The sequence below is a fragment of the Herbaspirillum sp. GCM10030257 genome, assembly GCF_042666555.1.
Lineage (GTDB): Bacteria > Pseudomonadota > Gammaproteobacteria > Burkholderiales > Burkholderiaceae_D > Noviherbaspirillum.
Window position 1 is genome coordinate 1 of the sequence record NZ_JBHTDH010000052.1, and the last position, 18704, is coordinate 18704.

Genomic DNA, 18704 nt, shown 5'->3' on the forward strand with positions numbered 1-18704 from the left:
CGCGACGCGGCTTGCGGTGCAGGTTGAAGCGCAGCTCGGCCAGCTTGGGGTCGTTGAGGCGCTCGATGCCGTATTTCGATGTCGGTCCCGGCAACTCCTCGGTATCGTTGCGCTCGGCAATCCAGCCGGCGCGCAATGCCGCCAGGCCGGAGCGGATGTCGATCTTCACCGCCGGGTCGCTGTATGGACCGGAGGTGTCATAGACGGTGATGGGCGGATTCTTTTCCGCGCCGAAGGAAGCCGGTGTGTCGGCCTGGCTGATTTCGCGCATCGGTACGCGAATGTCCGGACGGGAGCCTTCGACATAGATCTTGCGGGAATTCGGCAGGGGCTGGATTGCGGCTTCGTCGACCGTGGCGGTGGCGGCGAGGAATTGCGGATTGGCGTTCATGTTGCTCCTTTGCTAAAACGAAAAAGCGAAGGAGCGAGGGAATGGTGGTGCGCGTTCCGGTTGCTTCCCTTCGCTGGCATTATCCAGATCAGGTTCAAGGGTATTTCTCACCCGGCGGTCGCTTGATTTGCAAAACTGCAGAAAATCAGGCGGGCCAGGACCCCTAGCATTGGTCATGTGACATGACTTCGGCGAATTATACGCCCATCTCAACCGATGTCAGCCATCGTGTCCTTTATAATGGTTAGTTTCGCAGAAACATAAGTTAAATCATGGAATTAGCCAAGTCTTTCGAGCCAGCCGACATTGAGAAGCACTGGCGCACCGAGTGGGAGAAGCGCGGTTACTACACCGCGACGACCGACGCCAGCAAGCCGGCCTTCAGCATCCAGTTGCCGCCGCCCAATGTGACGGGCACGCTGCACATGGGCCATGCATTCAACCAGACGGTGATGGATGGCCTGACCCGTTACTACCGGATGCGCGGTCACAATACCGCCTGGATTCCGGGTACCGATCACGCCGGTATCGCCACGCAGATCGTGGTCGAGCGCCAGCTTGATGCTCAAAAGATATCGCGCCATGACCTTGGCCGTGAAAAATTCCTCGAAAAAGTCTGGGAATGGAAAGAGCATTCCGGCTCGACCATCACCGGCCAGATGCGCCGCATGGGCGCCTCCACCGACTGGAGTCGCGAATACTTCACCATGGACGAAAAAATGTCCAAGGCGGTGACCGAAGTTTTCGTGCGCTTGTTTGAGCAGGGCCTGATCTATCGCGGCAAGCGCCTGGTCAACTGGGACCCGAAACTGCTGACCGCAGTAAGCGACCTCGAAGTGGTGTCGGAAGAAGAAGACGGCCACATGTGGCATATTCGCTATCCGCTGGTTGATGGCAGCGGCCACATCACGGTAGCGACGACACGTCCGGAAACCATGCTGGGCGACGTCGCGGTGGCCGTGGATCCGACCGACGAGCGTTACACCGCACTGGTCGGCAAGCTGCTGAAGCTGCCGCTGACCGATCGTGAAATCCCGATCATCGCCGATGAATACGTCGACAAGGAATTCGGTACTGGCTGCGTGAAGATCACGCCCGCGCACGACTTCAACGACTATGCGGTCGGCCAGCGTCACAATCTCGATAAAATCAGCATCCTCACGCTCGACGCCAAGATCAATGAAAACGGCCCGGCCAAGTACCAGGGCATGGATCGCTACGATGCGCGCAAGCAGATCGTCGCCGACCTCGATGCCGCTGGCTTGCTGGAATTGGTCAAACCGCACAAGCTGATGGTGCCGCGCGGCGACCGTACCGGCGTCGTGATTGAACCGATGCTGACCGACCAGTGGTTCGTCGCGATGAGCAAGCCGGCGCCCGAAGGCACGCATTTCCCCGGCAAGTCGATCGCCGAAGTCGCGCTGGAAAAAGTCTCCGGCGGCGAGATCAAGTTCGTGCCCGAGAACTGGACCACGACCTACAACCAGTGGCTCAACAACATCCAGGACTGGTGTATTTCGCGTCAGCTCTGGTGGGGCCATCAGATTCCTGCATGGTATGACGACGAGGGCAATATCTACGTCGCGCGCAATGAGGCGGATGCACAGGCGCAAGCCGGCGGCAAGACACTGAAGCGCGAAAGCGATGTGCTCGACACCTGGTTCTCGTCCGCGCTGGTGCCCTTCTCTTCGCTCGGCTGGCCGGAAGAAACGCCCGACTACAAGATGTTCCTGCCGTCGTCGGTACTGGTGACCGGTTTTGACATCATCTTCTTCTGGGTCGCGCGCATGGTCATGATGACCACGCACTTCACCGGCAAGGTGCCGTTCGAGACGGTGTATGTGCATGGTCTGGTGCGCGATGCCAGTGGCCAGAAAATGTCGAAGTCCAAGGGCAATACACTCGACCCGATCGATCTGATCGACGGCATCGACGTCGAGTCGCTGGTCGCCAAGCGCACCACCGGCCTGATGAATCCCAAGCAGGCGGAAAGTATTGCCAAGGCCACACGCAAGGAGTTCCCGAATGGCATTCCAGCGTTCGGCACCGATGCGCTGCGCTTCACGATGGCGAGCTACGCATCGCTGGGCCGCAACATCAATTTCGACCTGAACCGCTGCGAAGGCTATCGCAACTTCTGCAACAAGCTGTGGAATGCGACGCGCTTCGTGCTGATGAATACCGAAGGCAAGGATTGCGGCTTCGACGGCGCTTCCTGCGGCGAAGGCGGGCGTGATTTCTCGCAGGCCGACCGCTGGATCGTCTCGCTGCTGCAGCGTACCGAAGCGGAAGTGGAAAAGGGCTTTGCCGACTACCGTTTCGACAACATCGCATCGGCCATCTACAAGTTCATCTGGGACGAGTATTGCGACTGGTACCTTGAAGTGGCGAAGGTCCAGATCCAGACAGGCAATGAAGCCCAGCAGCGCGCAACTCGCCGCACGCTGTTGCGCGTGCTGGAGACTGTGCTGCGTCTCGCGCATCCGATCATTCCGTTCATCACCGAACAGTTGTGGCAAAAGATTGCACCGATGACCGATCAACAGCTTGATGCCAGCGGCGAATCGATCATGCTGCAAGCCTATCCGCGCCCGAATCTCGAAAAGATCGACGACAAGGCCGAAGGCTGGATGACGCAGCTGAAAGCCATGACCGATGCATGCCGCAACCTGCGCGGCGAAATGCAGTTGTCGCCTGCGCAGCGCGTTCCTCTGGTGATCGAAGCCGCAGCAGGCGAACAACAGAACGTACAGTCCTTCGTACCCTATCTGCAAGCGCTAGCCAAACTGTCCGACGTGCAGGTCGTGACCGCGCTGCCGGAATCCCCGGCACCGGTGTCCGTTGTCGGCACCGCCAAGCTGATGCTGAAAGTCGAGATCGACGTCGGCGCCGAACGCGAGCGCCTGTCGAAAGAGATCGTCCGACTCGAAGGCGAGATTGCCAAGGCAAACGCCAAACTCGGCAATGAAAGCTTTGTCGCGCGTGCTCCCGCGCAAGTGGTAGCCCAAGAGAAAGAGCGTCTCGTGACCTTCGAAGCCACGCTTGCCAAACTGCGCGAGCAGTTTGAGAAACTGCAAAAAAACTAAGAACCCCACACGGGACACTTGGGTCTGCCGACATTCCGCCTCGCTTGCATGGCGAAATGGTCGGCAGACCCATCAGATTTCAGGAGATAAGAACACCATGATTAAAACAATGATGAGCTTCAGCGTGGCTGCAGTCCTCGCAGCCTCCGCCGCATGGGCGCAGGATGTGTCGCCGGTAGGTTTGTGGAAAACCATCGATGATGAAACCGGCAAGCCGAAATCGCTGGTGCGGATTACCGACAACGGTGGCGAGCTGCGCGGCAAGATCGAAAAACTGTATCGCGATGCCGGAGAAGATCAAAACCCCAAATGCGACAAATGCGAGGACGCCCGCAAGGACCAGCCCATCGTCGGTATGACCATCATTACCGGCATGAAGAAAGATGGCAACGAATACAACGGCGGCCAGATTCTTGATCCGGCCAACGGCAAGGTCTACAAGAGCAAGATGTCTCTGAATGACGGTGGCAAGAAACTCGATGTGCGCGGCTATATCGGCGTGCCGATGTTGGGCAGGACACAGACTTGGGTGCGTGCGGAATAAGTACATCGCACATAGGACAAAGGGCGCCTTCTTCGCAGTAAGGCGCCCTTTTTTATACCATCCACCGTCATACGCAATGTACGGCATGCCGCTCAGCGCATGCAAGCTATGTCTTTGCAACCAAGCAGCGATCCATCAAACAAATGAAACCGTCAGTCCCGGCAAACTCACACCCGAAAAGGCTGACGTCCATGTTTCCCCCGGCTTGATTGGACACACATCGGTCCAGGTACCGGTCGTAATGATTTCCCCTTCGGTCAGGCCAGCAAACTGCGGTTGCTCCTTCAGCAGCTGGTGCAGATGCCAGAGCGCGTGCAGGGGGCTGCCCAACACATCGCTGCCAAATCCGGCGGAACGCAGTTCATCTCCGCATGACAGCGACAGGCTGGCATTGGCCAGCACCAGGGCCAGATTGCGCCGGCTGGCGGCCGACAGCATCTTCGGTTCGCCAACGATCAAGGATCCGTGCAGACCAAACGCGGCGATCGAGTCAGCCAGTTCAAATTTCCAGTCGGGAAAAGGACAGGTCACGATCTCGAAGGCGTGTGCCATCCATTCAACACATTCCGCCAGCTCTTCCATGGTCGCGTCCGGGTCGGGCGTTCTGCCCAGTTTGAGCACCAGTTCCGGGCCGATTCGCGGCTGCATGGCGCCACGCAGGCACTGCAAGCCACGATTGTCTTCCGTGTAACGGACGGTGGCATCAAAGACCGGCGTCCAGATGGGTGCGCTGATCGGCTCGCGTTCGCCGTATTTCGACCAGATCTTGCGGTTGGTAAAACCGATCTTGCGCCCAACGGGCGTTTCACCCTGGGCAATACGAATGTCCATGGTGCAGCGGACGATGTCGTAGCTGTCTGCAATGGAAAGAGGCGATTCGGCGGACAACGGGGGCATTAGCTGCGCCTGCGCCCGCGCATCGAGAAGTTGATGCGCATAGCGGTTGGCTTGCGTGGACATGAGCATGGTGGAACTCGATCGGGGATGGGGAACGGGTTGAACACCGCATCCGGCAGCAGGGCTTGATACTGATGAACGGCGAAGGTATCAACATTGCTGCGGAATACGTTTTCTCAAACAAAATAATGCGAAAAAAGTGCGACCGTGCTTTAACAGGCCATTATAAATTGTTCTTTGTCGATTCCTTAAAAAGGACTATCAATACCGTATTACTACGGATGACGAAGTGACAACTATATGGTTGTCGCGTTGATCAGACTGCCTGCTTTGCGGAAGGTTGCAGTCCAGCCGCATGGCAAATGCATTGAAATGTTGCCGCCCCTCAAAGTGAGCGGCATATGAACATTAGGGACATTAACCTGGGCTCTGATCCCAGAGATCACCAGTCGGACCTGTGCGCGGCGCAGTCACGCCGAAATGGGTATACGCGGCTGGCGTGGCAATCCGTCCGCGCGGCGTACGTTGCAGGAAGCCTTGCTGGATCAGGTAAGGCTCCAGCACATCCTCGATGGTGTCACGTTCTTCGCCAATCGCAGCAGCCAGGTTATCCAGCCCGACCGGACCACCGTTGAATTTGAACAATACTGCTTCCAGCAGCTTGCGGTCCATGATATCGAAACCGACCGGATCGACATCCAGCATCTGCAGGGCGGCGTCGGCCATGGGCCGGGTGATTTCACCATTTCCCTTGACTTCCGCATAGTCGCGTACGCGCCGCAGCAAGCGATTGGCGATACGCGGCGTGCCACGGCTGCGCTTGGCAATTTCCAGCGCTCCATCGGGCACGATCGCTGCGTGCAACAGCGATGCGCTGCGTGTCACGATCCTAGCTAGCTCTTCGGGCGTGTAAAACTCCAACCGGGCCACAATGCCAAAGCGATCACGCAGCGGGTTGGTCAGCATGCCGGCACGCGTGGTCGCGCCGACCAATGTAAAAGGTTGCAGGTCCAGACGCACGGAGCGTGCGGCCGGCCCTTCGCCGATCATGATGTCGATCTGATAATCCTCGAGCGCCGGATACAGGATTTCCTCGACGACAGGAGAGAGCCGGTGAATTTCGTCGATGAACAGCACGTCGTTTGGCTCAAGATTGGTCAGCAAGGCAGCAAGATCTCCTGCCCGCTCCAGCACCGGGCCGGAAGTCTGGCGCAGGTTGACGCCCATTTCGCGCGCGATGATGTGCGCCAGCGTGGTCTTGCCCAAGCCCGGGGGCCCGAACAGCAGGGTATGGTCAAGCGCTTCACGGCGCTGGCGTGCAGCGGTGATGAAGATATCTAGCTGGGCATGAATTTTTTCCTGTCCGACATATTCATCGAGTTGCTTGGGACGCAGTGCGCGTTCGATCGCTTCTTCATTGGAAGAAGCCGGCGTAGCGGAAATAATCCGCTGTTCGCTAAAGTCATCGGTTTGAATACTCATCTTGAGCCTGTCGTCTTCGGTCAGTCTTCAATCGTCAGTAGGGCGTTATGCCTTTGACAGTGCCTTCAGCGCAAGCTTGATGCCTTCCGAGACGCCCGTGCCGGCGGGGACCTGCTTCATGGCGAGCGCCGCTTCCTTGTCGGAATAACCCAATGCGACCAGCGCATTGAGAATGTCCGAGGTGGCGTCGCTGTGCAATGCGCCGCCGGGGGTGCCGAGGTCTGCGCCAAGCTTGCCTTTCAGTTCCAGCAGCAGGCGTTCGGCGGTCTTCTTGCCGATACCCGGGATCCTGGTGAGGCGCCCTGCTTCCTGCAGCGTGATGGCCTGGGACAAGTCACCGACCGACATCCCGGAGAGGATGGACAATGCCGTCCGTGCACCAACACCGGAAATCTTGATCAGTTGCTTGAAGACATTGCGTTCTTCGATACTGCCGAAGCCGTACAGCAGATGGGCGTCTTCACGCACTGCCATATGAGTCAGCAACACCACTTTTTCACCCATTGCGGGCAGGTTATAAAACGTACTCATAGGTACATCGACTTCATAGCCGACGCCATTGCAATCGATCAGCAGTTGAGGCGGATTTTTCTCAAGCAGGGTTCCGGAGAGGCGGCCTATCATGGTAACGATTCGAAATAATAGTCACTTGCATCATACAGGACATTCGCTTCTCAAACCCAATAACGGCAAGGGATTTCCCCTTGTCAGGCAGCGCTCCGGATAAGGATTTTTTCTGATGAACGAGGCTCCAATACAGCGGGCGCACGACGTGATCGATGTCGAGTTCACGCCGCGCGATGCATCCGGGCAGGTTCGCCTGCAACCACCTTTGAAGCGGCGAATGTTCCTGCAACTCCAACGCATTCTGCGCAGCAATGTACTGCGCCTTCCTCTTTCCTGGACCGGCACGCTGCTCGGCATGGCATGGGCTTCGCCACTGACCGCAGTCGGCCTGGCCATGGCCTTGCCGATTATTGTCTTCCGCGGCCATGGACAACTGGTCCGCGGACATACGGTGGCACTACTGGTGCGCGGCACGCTTGCTGATTTGCTGTTACGCCGTCATCCCTTTGGCGCAATGAATGCGATGGCGATCGGCCATATCGTCATTGCGTCGAGTGACGGTTTATCTTCACGCGTGCTGATTCACGAACTTGCCCATGTAAGACAGGCAGCAAGGTGGGGACCGCTATTTCCGTTTGCGTATCTGGCGTCCAGTGCATGGGCGGCCATGCGCGGCAAGGACGCGTATTGGCACAACCGTTTTGAAATTGCCGCGCGCCGCGCCGAAAAACACTTTTAGCCAATCAGGCGGCCGCGCCGCACTCGCAAGCCTTTCTTTGCCAAGGCGGGCGCCAGCCCACCCAAGGTAGACAGGACGTCGCCGCTATGCGCATGACAAATGGCAACACCGAGTGCGTCGGCGGCATCCGTGCTGGGCATGCCGGACAGCAGCAGCAGGCGCTGAACCATGTCCTGCACCTGCTGTTTTTGCGCCTTGCCGTGACCCACCACCGCTTGCTTGATTTGCAGTGCCGTGTATTCGGCCACTGCCAGGTCGGCGTTGACCAGCGCGCAGATTGCCGCACCCCGCGCCTGTCCGAGCAGCAGCGTGGATTGCGGGTTGACGTTGACGAACACTTTTTCAATCGCCGAGCAATCCGGCGAATAGGTACGGATGATTTCAGAGACCCCGGCAAGTATGGTTTTCAGGCGTTGCGGCAGATCGGCGTCCGGGGTTTTGATCGTTCCCGAGGCGACGTAGCTGAGTTTGTTGCCCTGCTTGTCGATGACACCAAAGCCTGTCGTGCGCAAGCCCGGGTCGATGCCAAGGATTTTCATTGGACGATTTCCTGGCGTTGAATACATGCGGGGTGGTGACGGCAAATAGGCATACGGAATGTCATTTCATCAAGGCACCGCGGTGAGATAAGCATGAATCTATAGGTGTATCCGCGGGTCATCATTGATTCTAGCGAATCGGCTCATCAGGCACCAATTGAAATTGGTAACTGCGGGCATATCTGACGCGCCATGGCGTCGCAGTCCCCTTCAAGACTTGCCGAAATCGTAATTCGCCGCCCACTGGCGAAACTCGTCACCGACTTCCGGATGGCGTTGACCAAACACCAAGCTCGCCTGGAGATAGCCAAGCTTGGATCCGCAGTCATAGCGTACGCCCTGATACCGGCAGGCCAGCACCTGCTCTTCTTTTAACAGCATCGAAATGCCGTCGGTCAGCTGGATTTCTCCACCGGCGCCCTGCCCGACCTGTTCAAGATACGCAAAGATGCGCGGGGAAAGGATATAGCGGCCAACGACGGCCAGTGTAGATGGTGCTGTATCGGGCGTCGGCTTTTCCACGATGTCGGTAACGCGCTCAAGGCCTTCCGACAGCGGCTGGGTACGGACGATTCCGTAGCTTCCGGTGTCGGCACGAGGTACGTCCTGTACGCCGAGTACCGAAGCTTGATGCCGTGCGAAGACGTCGGCCATCTGCTTCATCACCGGAGTCGGCCCATCGAGCAAATCATCAGCCAGCAGCACGGCAAACGGTTCATCGCCGACGACTTGTTTCGCACACAGGACCGCATGACCGAGGCCGAGCGCCTCAGCTTGGCGGATGTACACATAATTGACGTTGGAAGGCAGCATGTTGCGCACCATTTCGAGCGTTTCCGCCTTGTTGCGCGCGATGAGCTCGTTTTCCAGTTCGTACGCCTTGTCGAAGTGATCCTCGATTGCACGTTTGCCGCGACCGGTAACGAAGATCATTTCGGTGATACCGGCCGCCGCGGCCTCCTCCACCGCATACTGGATCAGCGGTTTGTCCACTACCGGCAGCATTTCCTTCGGACTGGCCTTGGTGGCAGGCAGGAACCGTGTACCCAGACCGGCCACTGGAAAGACTGCCTTGCGGATGATTTTTTTTGACATGAAGCACTACCAATTCATCAACTTATACCGCTGACCATGCTGTTGATCAGATCGCAGCAAAGGCACCAACCAATGTTTGGTGTGCGTTGTTCGGTGCCCTTGCGACGATCACTGATCAATGATCAGTGGCGGAAATGACGTGTGCCGGTGAACAGCATCACGACGCCGCGCTCGTCGGCGGCATCAATGACTTCCTGGTCGCGCATGGAACCGCCCGGATGAATCACGCAGGTCGCGCCTGCGTCGACCACGACATCGAGACCATCACGGAACGGGAAGAATGCATCGGACGCGACTGCCGTGCCGGTCAGCGACAGGCCTGCATTTTGAGCCTTGATCGAGGCGATGCGCGCGGAGTCGATCCGGCTCATCTGGCCGGCGCCGACGCCCATGGTCATGCCGTTGGCGCAAAACACGATTGCATTCGATTTGACGAACTTGGCCACCCGCCATGCAAACATCAGGTCCTGCATCTGCTGCGGTGTCGGCTGCTTCTTGGTGACGACCTTGAGTTCGGACACGGCGACATTCTTGGCATCTGGCGATTGCAGCAACAGGCCGCCGCCGACGCGCTTGAAATCATAAGCATTGACCGCATTGGCGAGCGGGATTTCGAGCAGGCGCACGTTTTGTTTTGCGGCGAATACCTGCTTTGCTTCGGCAGTGAATGCCGGTGCGATCAGGACTTCCACGAACTGCTTGGCGACCGCTTCCGCTGCCTTGCCGTCGAGTTCACGGTTGAAGGCGATGATGCCGCCGAATGCGGAGGTCGGGTCGGTCTGCAATGCCTTGGCATACGCTTCGAGCGGCGATGCGCCGACTGCCACGCCACAGGGATTGGCATGCTTGATGATGACGCAAGCCGTCTCTTCAAACGTCTTTACGCATTCCCAGGCAGCGTCCGCATCGGCGATATTGTTGTAGGACAGTTCCTTGCCCTGCAACTGCTTGTAGTTGGCGAGCGAACCGGCGACCGGTGCCAGGTCACGATAGAAAGCAGCCGACTGGTGTGGATTTTCACCGTAGCGCATTTCCTGCACTTTTTCAAAATGCAGGTTGAGCGTCTGCGGATATGCACTACGCGTCGTGTGCTGCTTGTCTTCGCCGAGTGCGGTCAGGTAGTTGGTGATGGCGCCGTCGTATTGCGCGGTGTGTGCAAACACTTTTTTGGCCAGCGAGAACTTGGTGTCGTAGCTGACTTCGCCGTTACTGGTCTTCATTTCCGCAAGCACGCCGCCATAGTCCGCCGGATCGCAGACCACGACGACATCTTTGTGATTCTTGGCCGAGGAACGCAGCATGGTGGGGCCGCCGATGTCGATGTTCTCGATCGCGTCTTCCAGCGTGCACTGGTCCTTGGCAACGGTCTGCTGGAACGGATACAGGTTGACGACCACCATGTCGATGGTCGGGATGCCGTGCTGTTCGAGCGCAGCCACATGCTCGGGAAAATCGCGGCGGGCGAGTATGCCGCCATGCACCTTGGGATGCAGGGTCTTCACACGACCATCAAGCATTTCCGGAAAGCCGGTGTAGTCGGCGACTTCGGTAACTTTCACGCCATTGTCGGCGAGCAGTTTTGCGGTGCCGCCGGTGGACAGGATGTTGACACCCTGTGCGGCAAGCGCCTTGGCGAAGTCGAGTACGCCCGTCTTGTCGGAGACGGAAATCAGAGCTTGTTTGATCATGATGGACTTGCAGTGAGTGATGGATAACGTAAACGGTAGTGATGGATCGCTGTCCGCTTCCCTTGACGCTTTCAGCAGGCCGGGAGGCAGCCTAGGCGCCCCGAAAGACCACCCCTTACGTTATGAATCACGGCAACCCGTGCGTGTCCTGCGTGTTACAGCGGCCCGTGCGGATCACAGCAGACCGTGCTGTTGCAGCTTCTTGCGCAGCGTATTGCGGTTGATGCCGAGCATGTCCGCAGCCAGGGATTGGTTTCCCTCGGCCCGCTCCATCACGGCTTCCAGTATCGGCTTTTCTACGGTAAAGACCACCATTTCATAGACATTCGACGGTTGCTGCTCGCCGAGATCCCTGAAGTACTTTTCAAGGCTTTTCTTGACGACGTCCTGGATATTGTCTTTGCTCATGGGAATCTGTCTTGGTATTTTTTATGTGGTTCAGGCAGCCAGCTTTCGCGTGGCGAGGCCGTATTGTAACCGGTCACCGTACGCCAATTGCGATTCAAAGAAAGCATCGACGGCTGCCAGTTGTTCGTCGCAGCTTTCCATCCGGTTCATGCGCTGGCGAAATTCCTCGCCGCCTGCCAAGTCGTGCACATACCAGCCGATATGCTTGCGCGCGGTGCGCAGGCCCATGAAGTCGCCGTAAAACGCATAGTGCGCCCGCAGGTGTTCATTCATCAGCTGGCGTACTTCCGCTACCTGGGGTGCGGGAAGGTAAGTGCCGGTTTCCAGGTAGTGTACGATTTCACGGAAAATCCACGGACGCCCTTGCGCGGCGCGGCCGACCATCACCGCGTCGGCACCGGTTAGCGCCAGCACCTGCTTTGCCTTCTCAGGCGTGGTGATGTCGCCGTTGGCCACAACCGGAATCGACACCGCGGCTTTAACCATGGCGATCGTGTCGTACTCCGCCTCGCCGTTATAACGGTCGGCCCGCGTACGTCCATGCAGGGTCAGCATGGCAATGCCGGCCGCCTCCGCCATTCTGGCAATCGTCAGCGCATTCTTGTTTTGCCGGTCCCAGCCAGTGCGAAACTTCAGCGTCACCGGTACGTCGACCGCACTGACCACCGCATCGAGGATTTCACCGACCAGCTTCTCGTTCTGCAGCAAAGCCGACCCGCACCAGCTGTTGCAGACCTTTTTCACCGGACAACCCATGTTGATATCGATAATCTGGGCCCCGCGCTCGACGTTGAATCTGGCACTGGCAACCAGCATGGCTGGGTCTGCGCCGGCAATCTGCACGGCCTTGGGTTCCATCTCGCCGTCATGGTTGATGCGACGTGACGTCTTCTCGCTTGCCCACAGCCGCGGATCAGACGCTGCCATTTCCGATACGGCATACCCGGCACCCAGCTGTTTGCATAACTGACGGAAAGGCCGGTCCGTCACGCCGGCCATCGGAGCGACAAAAACGTTGTTGCGGAGGGAATGGGGACCGATATTCACGGATTGGGGTGTGCAAGCCAAACCGCTATTTTAGCCGGTTCGGCCCGCCCATCAAATTAGTGAAATTGCGGCATTGCACTAATCTTCCATGGCGACTGGGTATATTTAACGAGCAATTTCATCCAGTGCGCCGTTTTCCAGCAACTCCAGGTGAGCGACATCGCCCCAGTGCGACAGCCCGAGCGACCGTCCATCCCAGGTAAAACGATTGACGCTGGCATTGAAGATGTCAAAAGTACGCTCCTGGGCAAAGTCCATCCCGTGCGCAGCGCGATAGGCACATTCCAGCACGCCGCCATGCGCGACCAATGCAAGCTTGCGGTACTTTCCGCTGCTGGCAATCCTGGCAATGGCCGCGATGGAGCGTGTGGAAAACTCTCGCATGGTTTCCGCAATATGCACACCGGGCGGGAAACGCGCATCGATATCACGCGCTTTCCATGCAGCATAGGCCTCCGGATAGCGCTGACTGATTTCCGCATACAGCATGCCCTCGAATGCACCATAGCAGCGTTCGCGCAGATCGGGCTCGATCTGTACAGCCATGCCGCGCGGCTTGGCAATCGCCTCGGCGGTTTGACGGGCACGCATCAGGTCGCTGGAAAATATCGCATCAATCTTCTCGTCGGCCAAAGCCTTGCCAAGCGCCGCCGCCTGCCTCTGGCCTTCCGCGTTCAGCGGAATGTCGAGGTGGCCTTGCAAGCGCTTGATGGCATTCCACGCGGTTTCGCCATGGCGGATCAGCAGAATTTCTGTCACTGGATGAACCTTTGCTTTCTTTGCATTATTGCGAACCCGCGACTTGCGGATTCAGTGTGTAAGTGCCGACCACCTTGGCTTCAGCCAGGATATGGCCACGCATCGCGTCGCGCACCTGTTGCCCGGTGAACTTGCCATCGACGGGCAGTCGCTCGACATCGAGCGCATACAGCGTGAAGACATAATGGTGAACGATGGAGTCGTTCCACGGCGGGCATGGCCCGTCATAGCCGTAGTAGTCGCCGGCCATGTCAGCATCGCTGGCAAACCAGCCGGTGTAGTCATTGAGACCATGGCGCCCGGGACGTCCGCCACCGATGTCAGGACCGGTTTTACCACGTGGCGTCACTTCGCCGCTGTACTGGCCGGCTGCGATCGATGACAGAGACGGCGGCAGATCAATCAGTGTCCAATGGAAAAAATCGACCCGCGGCAGGTTGGCCGGAACGGTCTTGCCTTCCTGGTTTACATCATCGCCGCGCGAGGGCACGTCGATATCGTGGCAGATCAGCGCCAGGGATTTGGCACCTGCAGGAACGTCACTCCAGGCCAAATGTGGATTCTGGTTGGAAGACAGGGCGACATGCGCGCCCTTGTCGATGACGCCAAACGCAAATTCGCCGGGAATCGGCTCGCCGTCCTTGAATGAATCGCTCCAAAGTTTCATCGTGATCTCCTGTATTGGGTGTGAACGCAGCAATCGAAGCTAGTAGGCAAGACTTTCGCACGGTGGATAAGTTGCGCCGCCGCGCAGTCCGTATTGTCGTTCAAGTGGCGATTTGCGGCTTGACCTGCAACCAGAAGGTCACTGGTCCGTCATTGGTCAGTGAAACCTGCATGTGCGCGCCGAACTCGCCTGTCTCGACAATGGCATGCGCGTTGCGGGCGCGCGACACGAAGTAATCGAATAGCCTGCGCCCTTCTTCCGGTGACGCAGCCGGAGTGAACGAAGGGCGCGTACCTGAGCGGGTATCGGCCGCGAGCGTGAATTGCGGTACCAGCAAGAGACCTCCGCCAACATCGGCGACGCTGCGATTCATTTTGCCGGCATCGTCGGCAAAGACGCGGTACGACAGCAGTTTAGCCAGCAACGCATCTGCTTCCTTCTCGGAATCGTTGCGCTCGGCGCAGACCAGCACCATCAGGCCCGCACCAATTGCGCCGACTGTTGCGTCATCAACGATCACGCGGGCTTCCAGCGCCCGCTGCAGCAAAGCAATCATGAACTCAGGACAGCGTGACGCGTGCAAACTTGCGCTTGCCGACCTGCAGTACGAAAGTGCCGGCGTCCACTTTCAAGCCCTTGTCGCTGACGGTGTCGCCATCAATGCGGACACCACCCTGCTCGACCATGCGCAAGGCGTCGGAAGTCGACGGGCAGAGGTTGGCTTGCTTGAGCAACTGGCCGATGCCAAGCGGTGCGCCAGACAGGCTGACCTCAGGAATATCATCCGGGATGCCGCCCTTGGCGCGGTTGTTGAAGTCGGCGAGCGCGTCTTCCGCCGCCTGCTTCGAGTGAAAGCGCGTGACAATTTCCTGTGCCAGCAGCACCTTGATGTCGCGTGGATTGCGACCTTCTTCGACTTCCTTCCTGAACTGCGCGATGTCGGCGATCGAGCGGAACGACAGCAGGTCGTAGTAACGCCACATCATCGTGTCGGAGATGCTCATCAGCTTGGCGAACATGGTGTTGCCCGGCTCCGTGATGCCAACATAGTTACCCTTGGATTTGGACATCTTTTCGACGCCGTCCAGGCCTTCAAGCAGAGGCATGGTCAGAATGCATTGTGGCTCCTGACCATAATCCTTTTGCAGTTCGCGACCGACCAGCAGGTTGAACTTCTGGTCGGTGCCGCCGAGTTCCAGATCTGACTGCAAGGCAACGGAGTCATATCCCTGCATCAATGGATACAGCAGTTCATGCACAGAAATCGGGGTGCCAGCTTTGAAACGCTTTGTAAAATCTTCGCGTTCGAGAATGCGCGCTACAGTATATTTTGCGGAGAGCTGGATCATTCCGCGTGCACCGAGCGGATCCGACCATTCGGAGTTGTAGCGGATTTCAGTCTTTGCCGCGTCGAGCACCAGGCTTGCCTGCGCAAAGTATGTTTTGGCGTTTTCTTCAATTTGCTCACGCGTCAGCGGTGGACGAGTGATGTTCCGCCCTGAAGGATCACCGATCATCGATGTGAAATCGCCGATCAGGAATATCACGGTATGGCCCAGATCTTGCAATTGCCGCATCTTGTTTAGCACCACCGTATGCCCGAGGTGCAAATCGGGCGCGGTCGGATCCAGTCCGAGCTTGATTCGCAAAGGCTTGCCGGTTTTTTCTGAACGGGCAAGTTTTTGGGCAAATTCGGATTCGATCAACAATTCATCCGCGCCACGCTTGGCGACTGCCAGGGCTTCCAGAACGGAATCCGTCAAAGGCAGCGACTGCGCTGGCGTATTGTTGTTTTGCAATTTCTGGGAAACGTCCATGTTCTGAGAAAAAATAAGATTTGAGTATGAAAAGGCAATACCATGACTTTGGTATAATCGCCGCTACTTTTCAGCCTTGCAATGTCATTTAAGCAGTGGCAGAAACAGCGGAGCCTGTAGCGCAATTCCGACATGATTCATGAGGGTCCCTGGTCAGGACAGACGATGCCACCATCATAATGAGTGGCACCGATAATCCCGGCTGGATTGCGATTCCGACGCACAGGCTCCTTGGCTAAACAGTAAATTCTAACTTATTGCATGCTCTCTACAGACAAAATCATGAGCCTGGGCTCGAGCAGCAAGCTACTTTTTGGGGCATCGCGCAAAACGCGCATCGTGTCGTTGTCGGCAATCTTCCTCGCCGCCTGTGCATTTGGCGCAGCGGGCGTTGCTCCGATGGCACCAGACGCGGCTAACCTGCCGGTACGGTCGATTACCGAAGAACTCGCGGTGCCTTCGCTGGCCGAACAGATCGCTCAGTTGCAGGCCGCCGACCACGTTTATCTGCGCGAGGAAAAAGTCCGCCCCGGCGATACGCTGGCCAGCCTGTTGTCCCGTCTTGGCGTGCAGGATGACGCCGCCGCTGACTTTATTAAATCCGACAAGCTTGCCTATAGTGTCCTTCAACTCAAAGCCGGCCGTCGTGTGCAAGCGCAAACTAACAAGGACGGCCAACTGCAGCGCCTGAGGGCAACGCTGTCAGACAACAACGGTCAGCCGGTCAAAAACGTCGTCATATCCCGCAGCAGCGACGGCTTCATTGCGACTGAATCTTCGGCCGCTCTGGAACGCCGTGTGGAAATGCATTCCGGCGAGATTCGCTCCTCACTCTTTGCCGCCACCGATGCGGCGCAGATTCCCGACAACATCGCGAGCCAGATCGTCGACATGTTTGCGACGAATATCGATTTCGCATCGGATCTGCGCAAAGGCGACCGCTTCAATGTCGTGTTTGAAACCTTCTGGCAGGACGGCGAGTTTGTCCGTGCGGGCCGGGTACTGGCCGGCGAGTTCATCAATGGTAATAACAAATATCGGTCGGTATGGTTCGATGAGCCCGGCAGCAAGCAAGGCGGGAGCTATTATTCTTTTGATGGCAAATCCCTGAAAAAAGCTTTCCTGAAATCGCCACTGGAGTTTTCCCGCATATCGTCCGGCTTCTCGCTGCGCCAGCATCCGATTTCTGGCCAATGGAAACGGCATGAAGGCGTTGATTTCGCCGCGCCGACCGGTACCCCGATCCGCGCCTCCGGTGACGGCACGGTGGAATTCGCCGGCGTACAGAATGGTTATGGCAATGTGGTCGTGCTGAAGCACTGGAATAACTATTCGACAGCGTATGCTCATATGAGCCGTTTCGCACCCGGGCTCAAGAATGGCATGAAGGTCAGCCAAGGCGAAGTGATCGGTTATGTCGGCTCCACCGGCTGGTCGACCGGACCGCACCTGCATTACGAATTTCGCGTCAACAACCAGCCACGCGATCCGATGTCGATCGACGTGCCGAATGCGCAACCTCTGGCCGGCGCGGAACTGCAGCGTTTCAAGACCGTGGCCAGCGAGATGTCGCATCGTTTTGCACTGCTCAAGCCCTCGGACAACACCGACGGCAAGGATGGCGGTGTCAAACTGGCAGCAAAATAATCCTGACTTACCAAGGCAACAAACCGTTCACCGGCCTGTAGAATCAGCAGGCTCGTGAACGGTTTTTTTATGCCAAATTTCCAATCCCAATTTTTCATCGGACTCATGTCCGGCACCAGCCTCGATGGCGTTGATGGGGTGCTCGCGCGTTTTTCATTCGCCGAGGACGAAACCTGCGTCGATATCGCCACGGTGGCGACTGCCTACCTGCCTTTTTCAGATGCACTGCGCGAGGAACTGATGCGCCTGCAGGCGCCGTCGGAGAATGAACTTCATCGGGAAGCGCTTGCTGCCAATCAACTGGCAGGCCTTTATGCGGATTGCGTGGCGCAACTACTGGCCGAGGCGGAGTTGACGCCTGCGCAGGTCGAGGCGGTTGGCGTGCACGGGCAAACCATACGGCACCGTCCGGAATTAGGCTATACATGGCAGACCAATAACCCGGCGCTACTGGCCGAGCTCTGCCGGATCAATGTGATTGCCGATCTTCGCAGCCGTGATATCGCAGCAGGTGGACAAGGAGCTCCTCTGGTTCCAGCCTTTCATCAGGCGGTATTCGGGAGCCCCGACGAAGTGCGTGTGGTGGCCAATATTGGCGGCATCGGCAACATCAGCGTACTCGATCACAGTGGGCGTATTCTTGGATTCGATACCGGTCCCGGCAACGTGTTGATGGACGCCTGGATCGCCGAACACCAAGGCAAGGCCTATGATGCCAACGGTTTGTGGGCATCCGGCGGAACGGTGATACCGGACCTGCTGACCGAGTTGCTGAAGGAGCCCTTTCTTTCTCTCCCACCGCCCAAGAGCACCGGCCGCGACCTGTTCCATCGCGCTTGGCTGGCGCATAAGCTGGCGGGTTTCGCGACGTCGTTACCGCAAGACGTCCAGGCAACGCTGGCAGCCTTTACCGCAGCGACGCTGGCCGACGCGATCGCCGCACATGCAAATGGAGCATCTGCGGTCTACGTCTGCGGCGGCGGTGCTTACAATGCGCATCTGATGCAGGTGCTGCAAGCTGCCCTTGGAAAACGCGATCTTCGCGCATTCGTGCATTCGACCGACGTACTGGGCATTTCACCTAATCATGTGGAAGCACTGGCATTCGCCTGGCTGGCTTATCGCCATGTGCACCGCGAAGCGGGCAACCTTCCAACAGTCACGGGGGCACGTGGCCCGCGCATTTTGGGCGCTTTATATCCAGCCTAGAGCATTTTCATGTTGAGTTGCGCCATTAAAGGAGCTGAACTTACAGCAGGATCAAGTGGTCAGATTGGCACTCATGGTGAAGCGGAGGTTGTTATGGCATGGCATCTTGGTCAAGCCTACGG

At 57.7% G+C, this 18704-nt stretch carries 17 protein-coding genes, 1 pseudogene and 1 riboswitch; of the genes and pseudogenes, 5 read left to right on the plus strand and 13 right to left on the minus strand.

The window, feature by feature from the left end; all coding sequences use genetic code 11:
- A pseudogene (locus ACFQUU_RS28115) lies at positions 1–391 on the minus strand (phosphomethylpyrimidine synthase ThiC); the annotation flags it as partial.
- A 48-nt stretch (positions 392–439) separates the two neighbouring features.
- Positions 440–566: riboswitch (TPP riboswitch) on the minus strand.
- Positions 567–663: 97 nt separating this feature from the next.
- Here ACFQUU_RS28115 and ACFQUU_RS28120 point away from each other — a divergent pair.
- Entirely contained in the window at positions 664–3477 is a 2814-nt protein-coding gene (locus tag ACFQUU_RS28120; protein ID WP_382251830.1) for a valine--tRNA ligase, read from the plus strand.
- Positions 3478–3574: 97 nt separating this feature from the next.
- Positions 3575–4021, plus strand: a complete 447-nt coding sequence (locus tag ACFQUU_RS28125; protein ID WP_382251831.1) for a DUF2147 domain-containing protein — start codon at positions 3575–3577, stop codon at positions 4019–4021.
- Positions 4022–4156: 135 nt separating this feature from the next.
- Here ACFQUU_RS28125 and ACFQUU_RS28130 read toward each other — a convergent pair whose 3' ends face one another.
- The 3 genes from ACFQUU_RS28130 to ruvA all read right to left on the minus strand — a co-directional run bounded on the left by ACFQUU_RS28130 (position 4157) and on the right by ruvA (position 7024).
- Positions 4157–4987, minus strand: coding sequence for a 2-keto-4-pentenoate hydratase (locus ACFQUU_RS28130; protein WP_382251833.1), 831 nt, complete (start codon positions 4985–4987; stop codon positions 4157–4159).
- Between the two features lie 348 nt (positions 4988–5335).
- On the minus strand, positions 5336–6400 hold the full coding sequence (ruvB, locus tag ACFQUU_RS28135) for a Holliday junction branch migration DNA helicase RuvB (protein WP_382251834.1): 1065 nt from the start codon (positions 6398–6400) through the stop codon (positions 5336–5338).
- A gap of 45 nt (positions 6401–6445) precedes the next feature.
- Positions 6446–7024 (minus strand): Holliday junction branch migration protein RuvA, encoded by a 579-nt coding sequence (gene ruvA, locus ACFQUU_RS28140; protein WP_382251836.1) that lies wholly within the window; start codon positions 7022–7024, stop codon positions 6446–6448.
- A gap of 115 nt (positions 7025–7139) precedes the next feature.
- On the opposite strand from ruvA, the gene ACFQUU_RS28145 reads away from it, so the two are divergent.
- Positions 7140–7706 carry a hypothetical protein gene (locus tag ACFQUU_RS28145; RefSeq protein WP_382251837.1) on the plus strand — a complete coding sequence of 189 codons (567 nt, stop codon included), beginning with the start codon at positions 7140–7142 and terminating at the stop codon, positions 7704–7706.
- Here the strand turns inward: ACFQUU_RS28145 and ruvC are convergent.
- The 9 genes from ruvC to tyrS all read right to left on the minus strand — a co-directional run bounded on the left by ruvC (position 7703) and on the right by tyrS (position 15726).
- Positions 7703–8245: a crossover junction endodeoxyribonuclease RuvC gene (gene ruvC, locus ACFQUU_RS28150; protein ID WP_382251838.1), complete on the minus strand. Its 543-nt coding sequence runs from the start codon at positions 8243–8245 to the stop codon at positions 7703–7705. The genes ACFQUU_RS28145 and ruvC overlap by 4 nt on opposite strands.
- A gap of 210 nt (positions 8246–8455) precedes the next feature.
- On the minus strand, positions 8456–9340 hold the full coding sequence (gene galU / locus ACFQUU_RS28155; protein ID WP_382251839.1) for a UTP--glucose-1-phosphate uridylyltransferase GalU: 885 nt from the start codon (positions 9338–9340) through the stop codon (positions 8456–8458).
- A gap of 122 nt (positions 9341–9462) precedes the next feature.
- Positions 9463–11028 (minus strand): bifunctional phosphoribosylaminoimidazolecarboxamide formyltransferase/IMP cyclohydrolase, encoded by a 1566-nt coding sequence (gene purH, locus ACFQUU_RS28160; RefSeq protein ID WP_382251841.1) that lies wholly within the window; start codon positions 11026–11028, stop codon positions 9463–9465.
- Between the two features lie 174 nt (positions 11029–11202).
- Positions 11203–11436, minus strand: a complete 234-nt coding sequence (locus tag ACFQUU_RS28165) for a Fis family transcriptional regulator (protein WP_057290737.1) — start codon at positions 11434–11436, stop codon at positions 11203–11205.
- 30 nt (positions 11437–11466) lie between these two features.
- Complete coding sequence (gene dusB / locus ACFQUU_RS28170) at positions 11467–12483, minus strand: tRNA dihydrouridine synthase DusB (protein ID WP_382251843.1); 1017 nt, start codon at positions 12481–12483, stop codon at positions 11467–11469.
- A 105-nt stretch (positions 12484–12588) separates the two neighbouring features.
- Entirely contained in the window at positions 12589–13242 is a 654-nt protein-coding gene (locus ACFQUU_RS28175; protein WP_382251845.1) for a histidine phosphatase family protein, read from the minus strand.
- Positions 13243–13267: 25 nt separating this feature from the next.
- Positions 13268–13909, minus strand: coding sequence for a YbhB/YbcL family Raf kinase inhibitor-like protein (locus ACFQUU_RS28180; RefSeq protein ID WP_382251847.1), 642 nt, complete (start codon positions 13907–13909; stop codon positions 13268–13270).
- Between the two features lie 100 nt (positions 13910–14009).
- Positions 14010–14465 (minus strand): D-aminoacyl-tRNA deacylase, encoded by a 456-nt coding sequence (dtd, locus tag ACFQUU_RS28185; protein WP_382251849.1) that lies wholly within the window; start codon positions 14463–14465, stop codon positions 14010–14012.
- Positions 14466–14469: 4 nt separating this feature from the next.
- The gene (gene tyrS / locus ACFQUU_RS28190) at positions 14470–15726 is read right to left on the minus strand and encodes a tyrosine--tRNA ligase (protein WP_382251850.1); all 1257 of its coding nucleotides are present in this window, start codon (positions 15724–15726) and stop codon (positions 14470–14472) included.
- 261 nt (positions 15727–15987) lie between these two features.
- Here tyrS and ACFQUU_RS28195 point away from each other — a divergent pair, with 261 nt between their 5' ends.
- A complete protein-coding gene (locus ACFQUU_RS28195; RefSeq protein WP_382251852.1) occupies positions 15988–17373 on the plus strand; it encodes a peptidoglycan DD-metalloendopeptidase family protein in 1386 nt (461 codons plus the stop codon).
- 69 nt (positions 17374–17442) lie between these two features.
- On the plus strand, positions 17443–18582 hold the full coding sequence (locus ACFQUU_RS28200) for an anhydro-N-acetylmuramic acid kinase (protein ID WP_382251853.1): 1140 nt from the start codon (positions 17443–17445) through the stop codon (positions 18580–18582).
- Positions 18583–18704 lie beyond the last annotated feature (122 nt).

Excerpts from the sequence above, each read along its gene's own strand:
- ACFQUU_RS28180 (WP_382251847.1), bottom strand. The coding sequence starts at position 13,909 with ATGAAACTTTGGAGCGATTCATTCAAGGACGGCGAGCCGATTCCCGGC.
- ACFQUU_RS28165 (WP_057290737.1), bottom strand. The coding sequence starts at position 11,436 with ATGAGCAAAGACAATATCCAGGACGTCGTCAAGAAAAGCCTTGAAAAG.
- ACFQUU_RS28130 (WP_382251833.1), bottom strand. The coding sequence starts at position 4,987 with ATGCTCATGTCCACGCAAGCCAACCGCTATGCGCATCAACTTCTCGAT.
- ACFQUU_RS28125 (WP_382251831.1), top strand. The coding sequence starts at position 3,575 with ATGATTAAAACAATGATGAGCTTCAGCGTGGCTGCAGTCCTCGCAGCC.
- ruvC (WP_382251838.1), bottom strand. The coding sequence starts at position 8,245 with ATGAAAATCCTTGGCATCGACCCGGGCTTGCGCACGACAGGCTTTGGT.
- dtd (WP_382251849.1), bottom strand. The coding sequence starts at position 14,465 with ATGATTGCTTTGCTGCAGCGGGCGCTGGAAGCCCGCGTGATCGTTGAT.
- purH (WP_382251841.1), bottom strand. The coding sequence starts at position 11,028 with ATGATCAAACAAGCTCTGATTTCCGTCTCCGACAAGACGGGCGTACTC.
- ACFQUU_RS28145 (WP_382251837.1), top strand. The coding sequence starts at position 7,140 with ATGAACGAGGCTCCAATACAGCGGGCGCACGACGTGATCGATGTCGAG.
- ACFQUU_RS28200 (WP_382251853.1), top strand. The coding sequence starts at position 17,443 with ATGCCAAATTTCCAATCCCAATTTTTCATCGGACTCATGTCCGGCACC.
- ruvB (WP_382251834.1), bottom strand. The coding sequence starts at position 6,400 with ATGAGTATTCAAACCGATGACTTTAGCGAACAGCGGATTATTTCCGCT.
- ACFQUU_RS28195 (WP_382251852.1), top strand. The coding sequence starts at position 15,988 with ATGCTCTCTACAGACAAAATCATGAGCCTGGGCTCGAGCAGCAAGCTA.
- ruvA (WP_382251836.1), bottom strand. The coding sequence starts at position 7,024 with ATGATAGGCCGCCTCTCCGGAACCCTGCTTGAGAAAAATCCGCCTCAA.
- galU (WP_382251839.1), bottom strand. The coding sequence starts at position 9,340 with ATGTCAAAAAAAATCATCCGCAAGGCAGTCTTTCCAGTGGCCGGTCTG.
- tyrS (WP_382251850.1), bottom strand. The coding sequence starts at position 15,726 with ATGGACGTTTCCCAGAAATTGCAAAACAACAATACGCCAGCGCAGTCG.
- ACFQUU_RS28120 (WP_382251830.1), top strand. The coding sequence starts at position 664 with ATGGAATTAGCCAAGTCTTTCGAGCCAGCCGACATTGAGAAGCACTGG.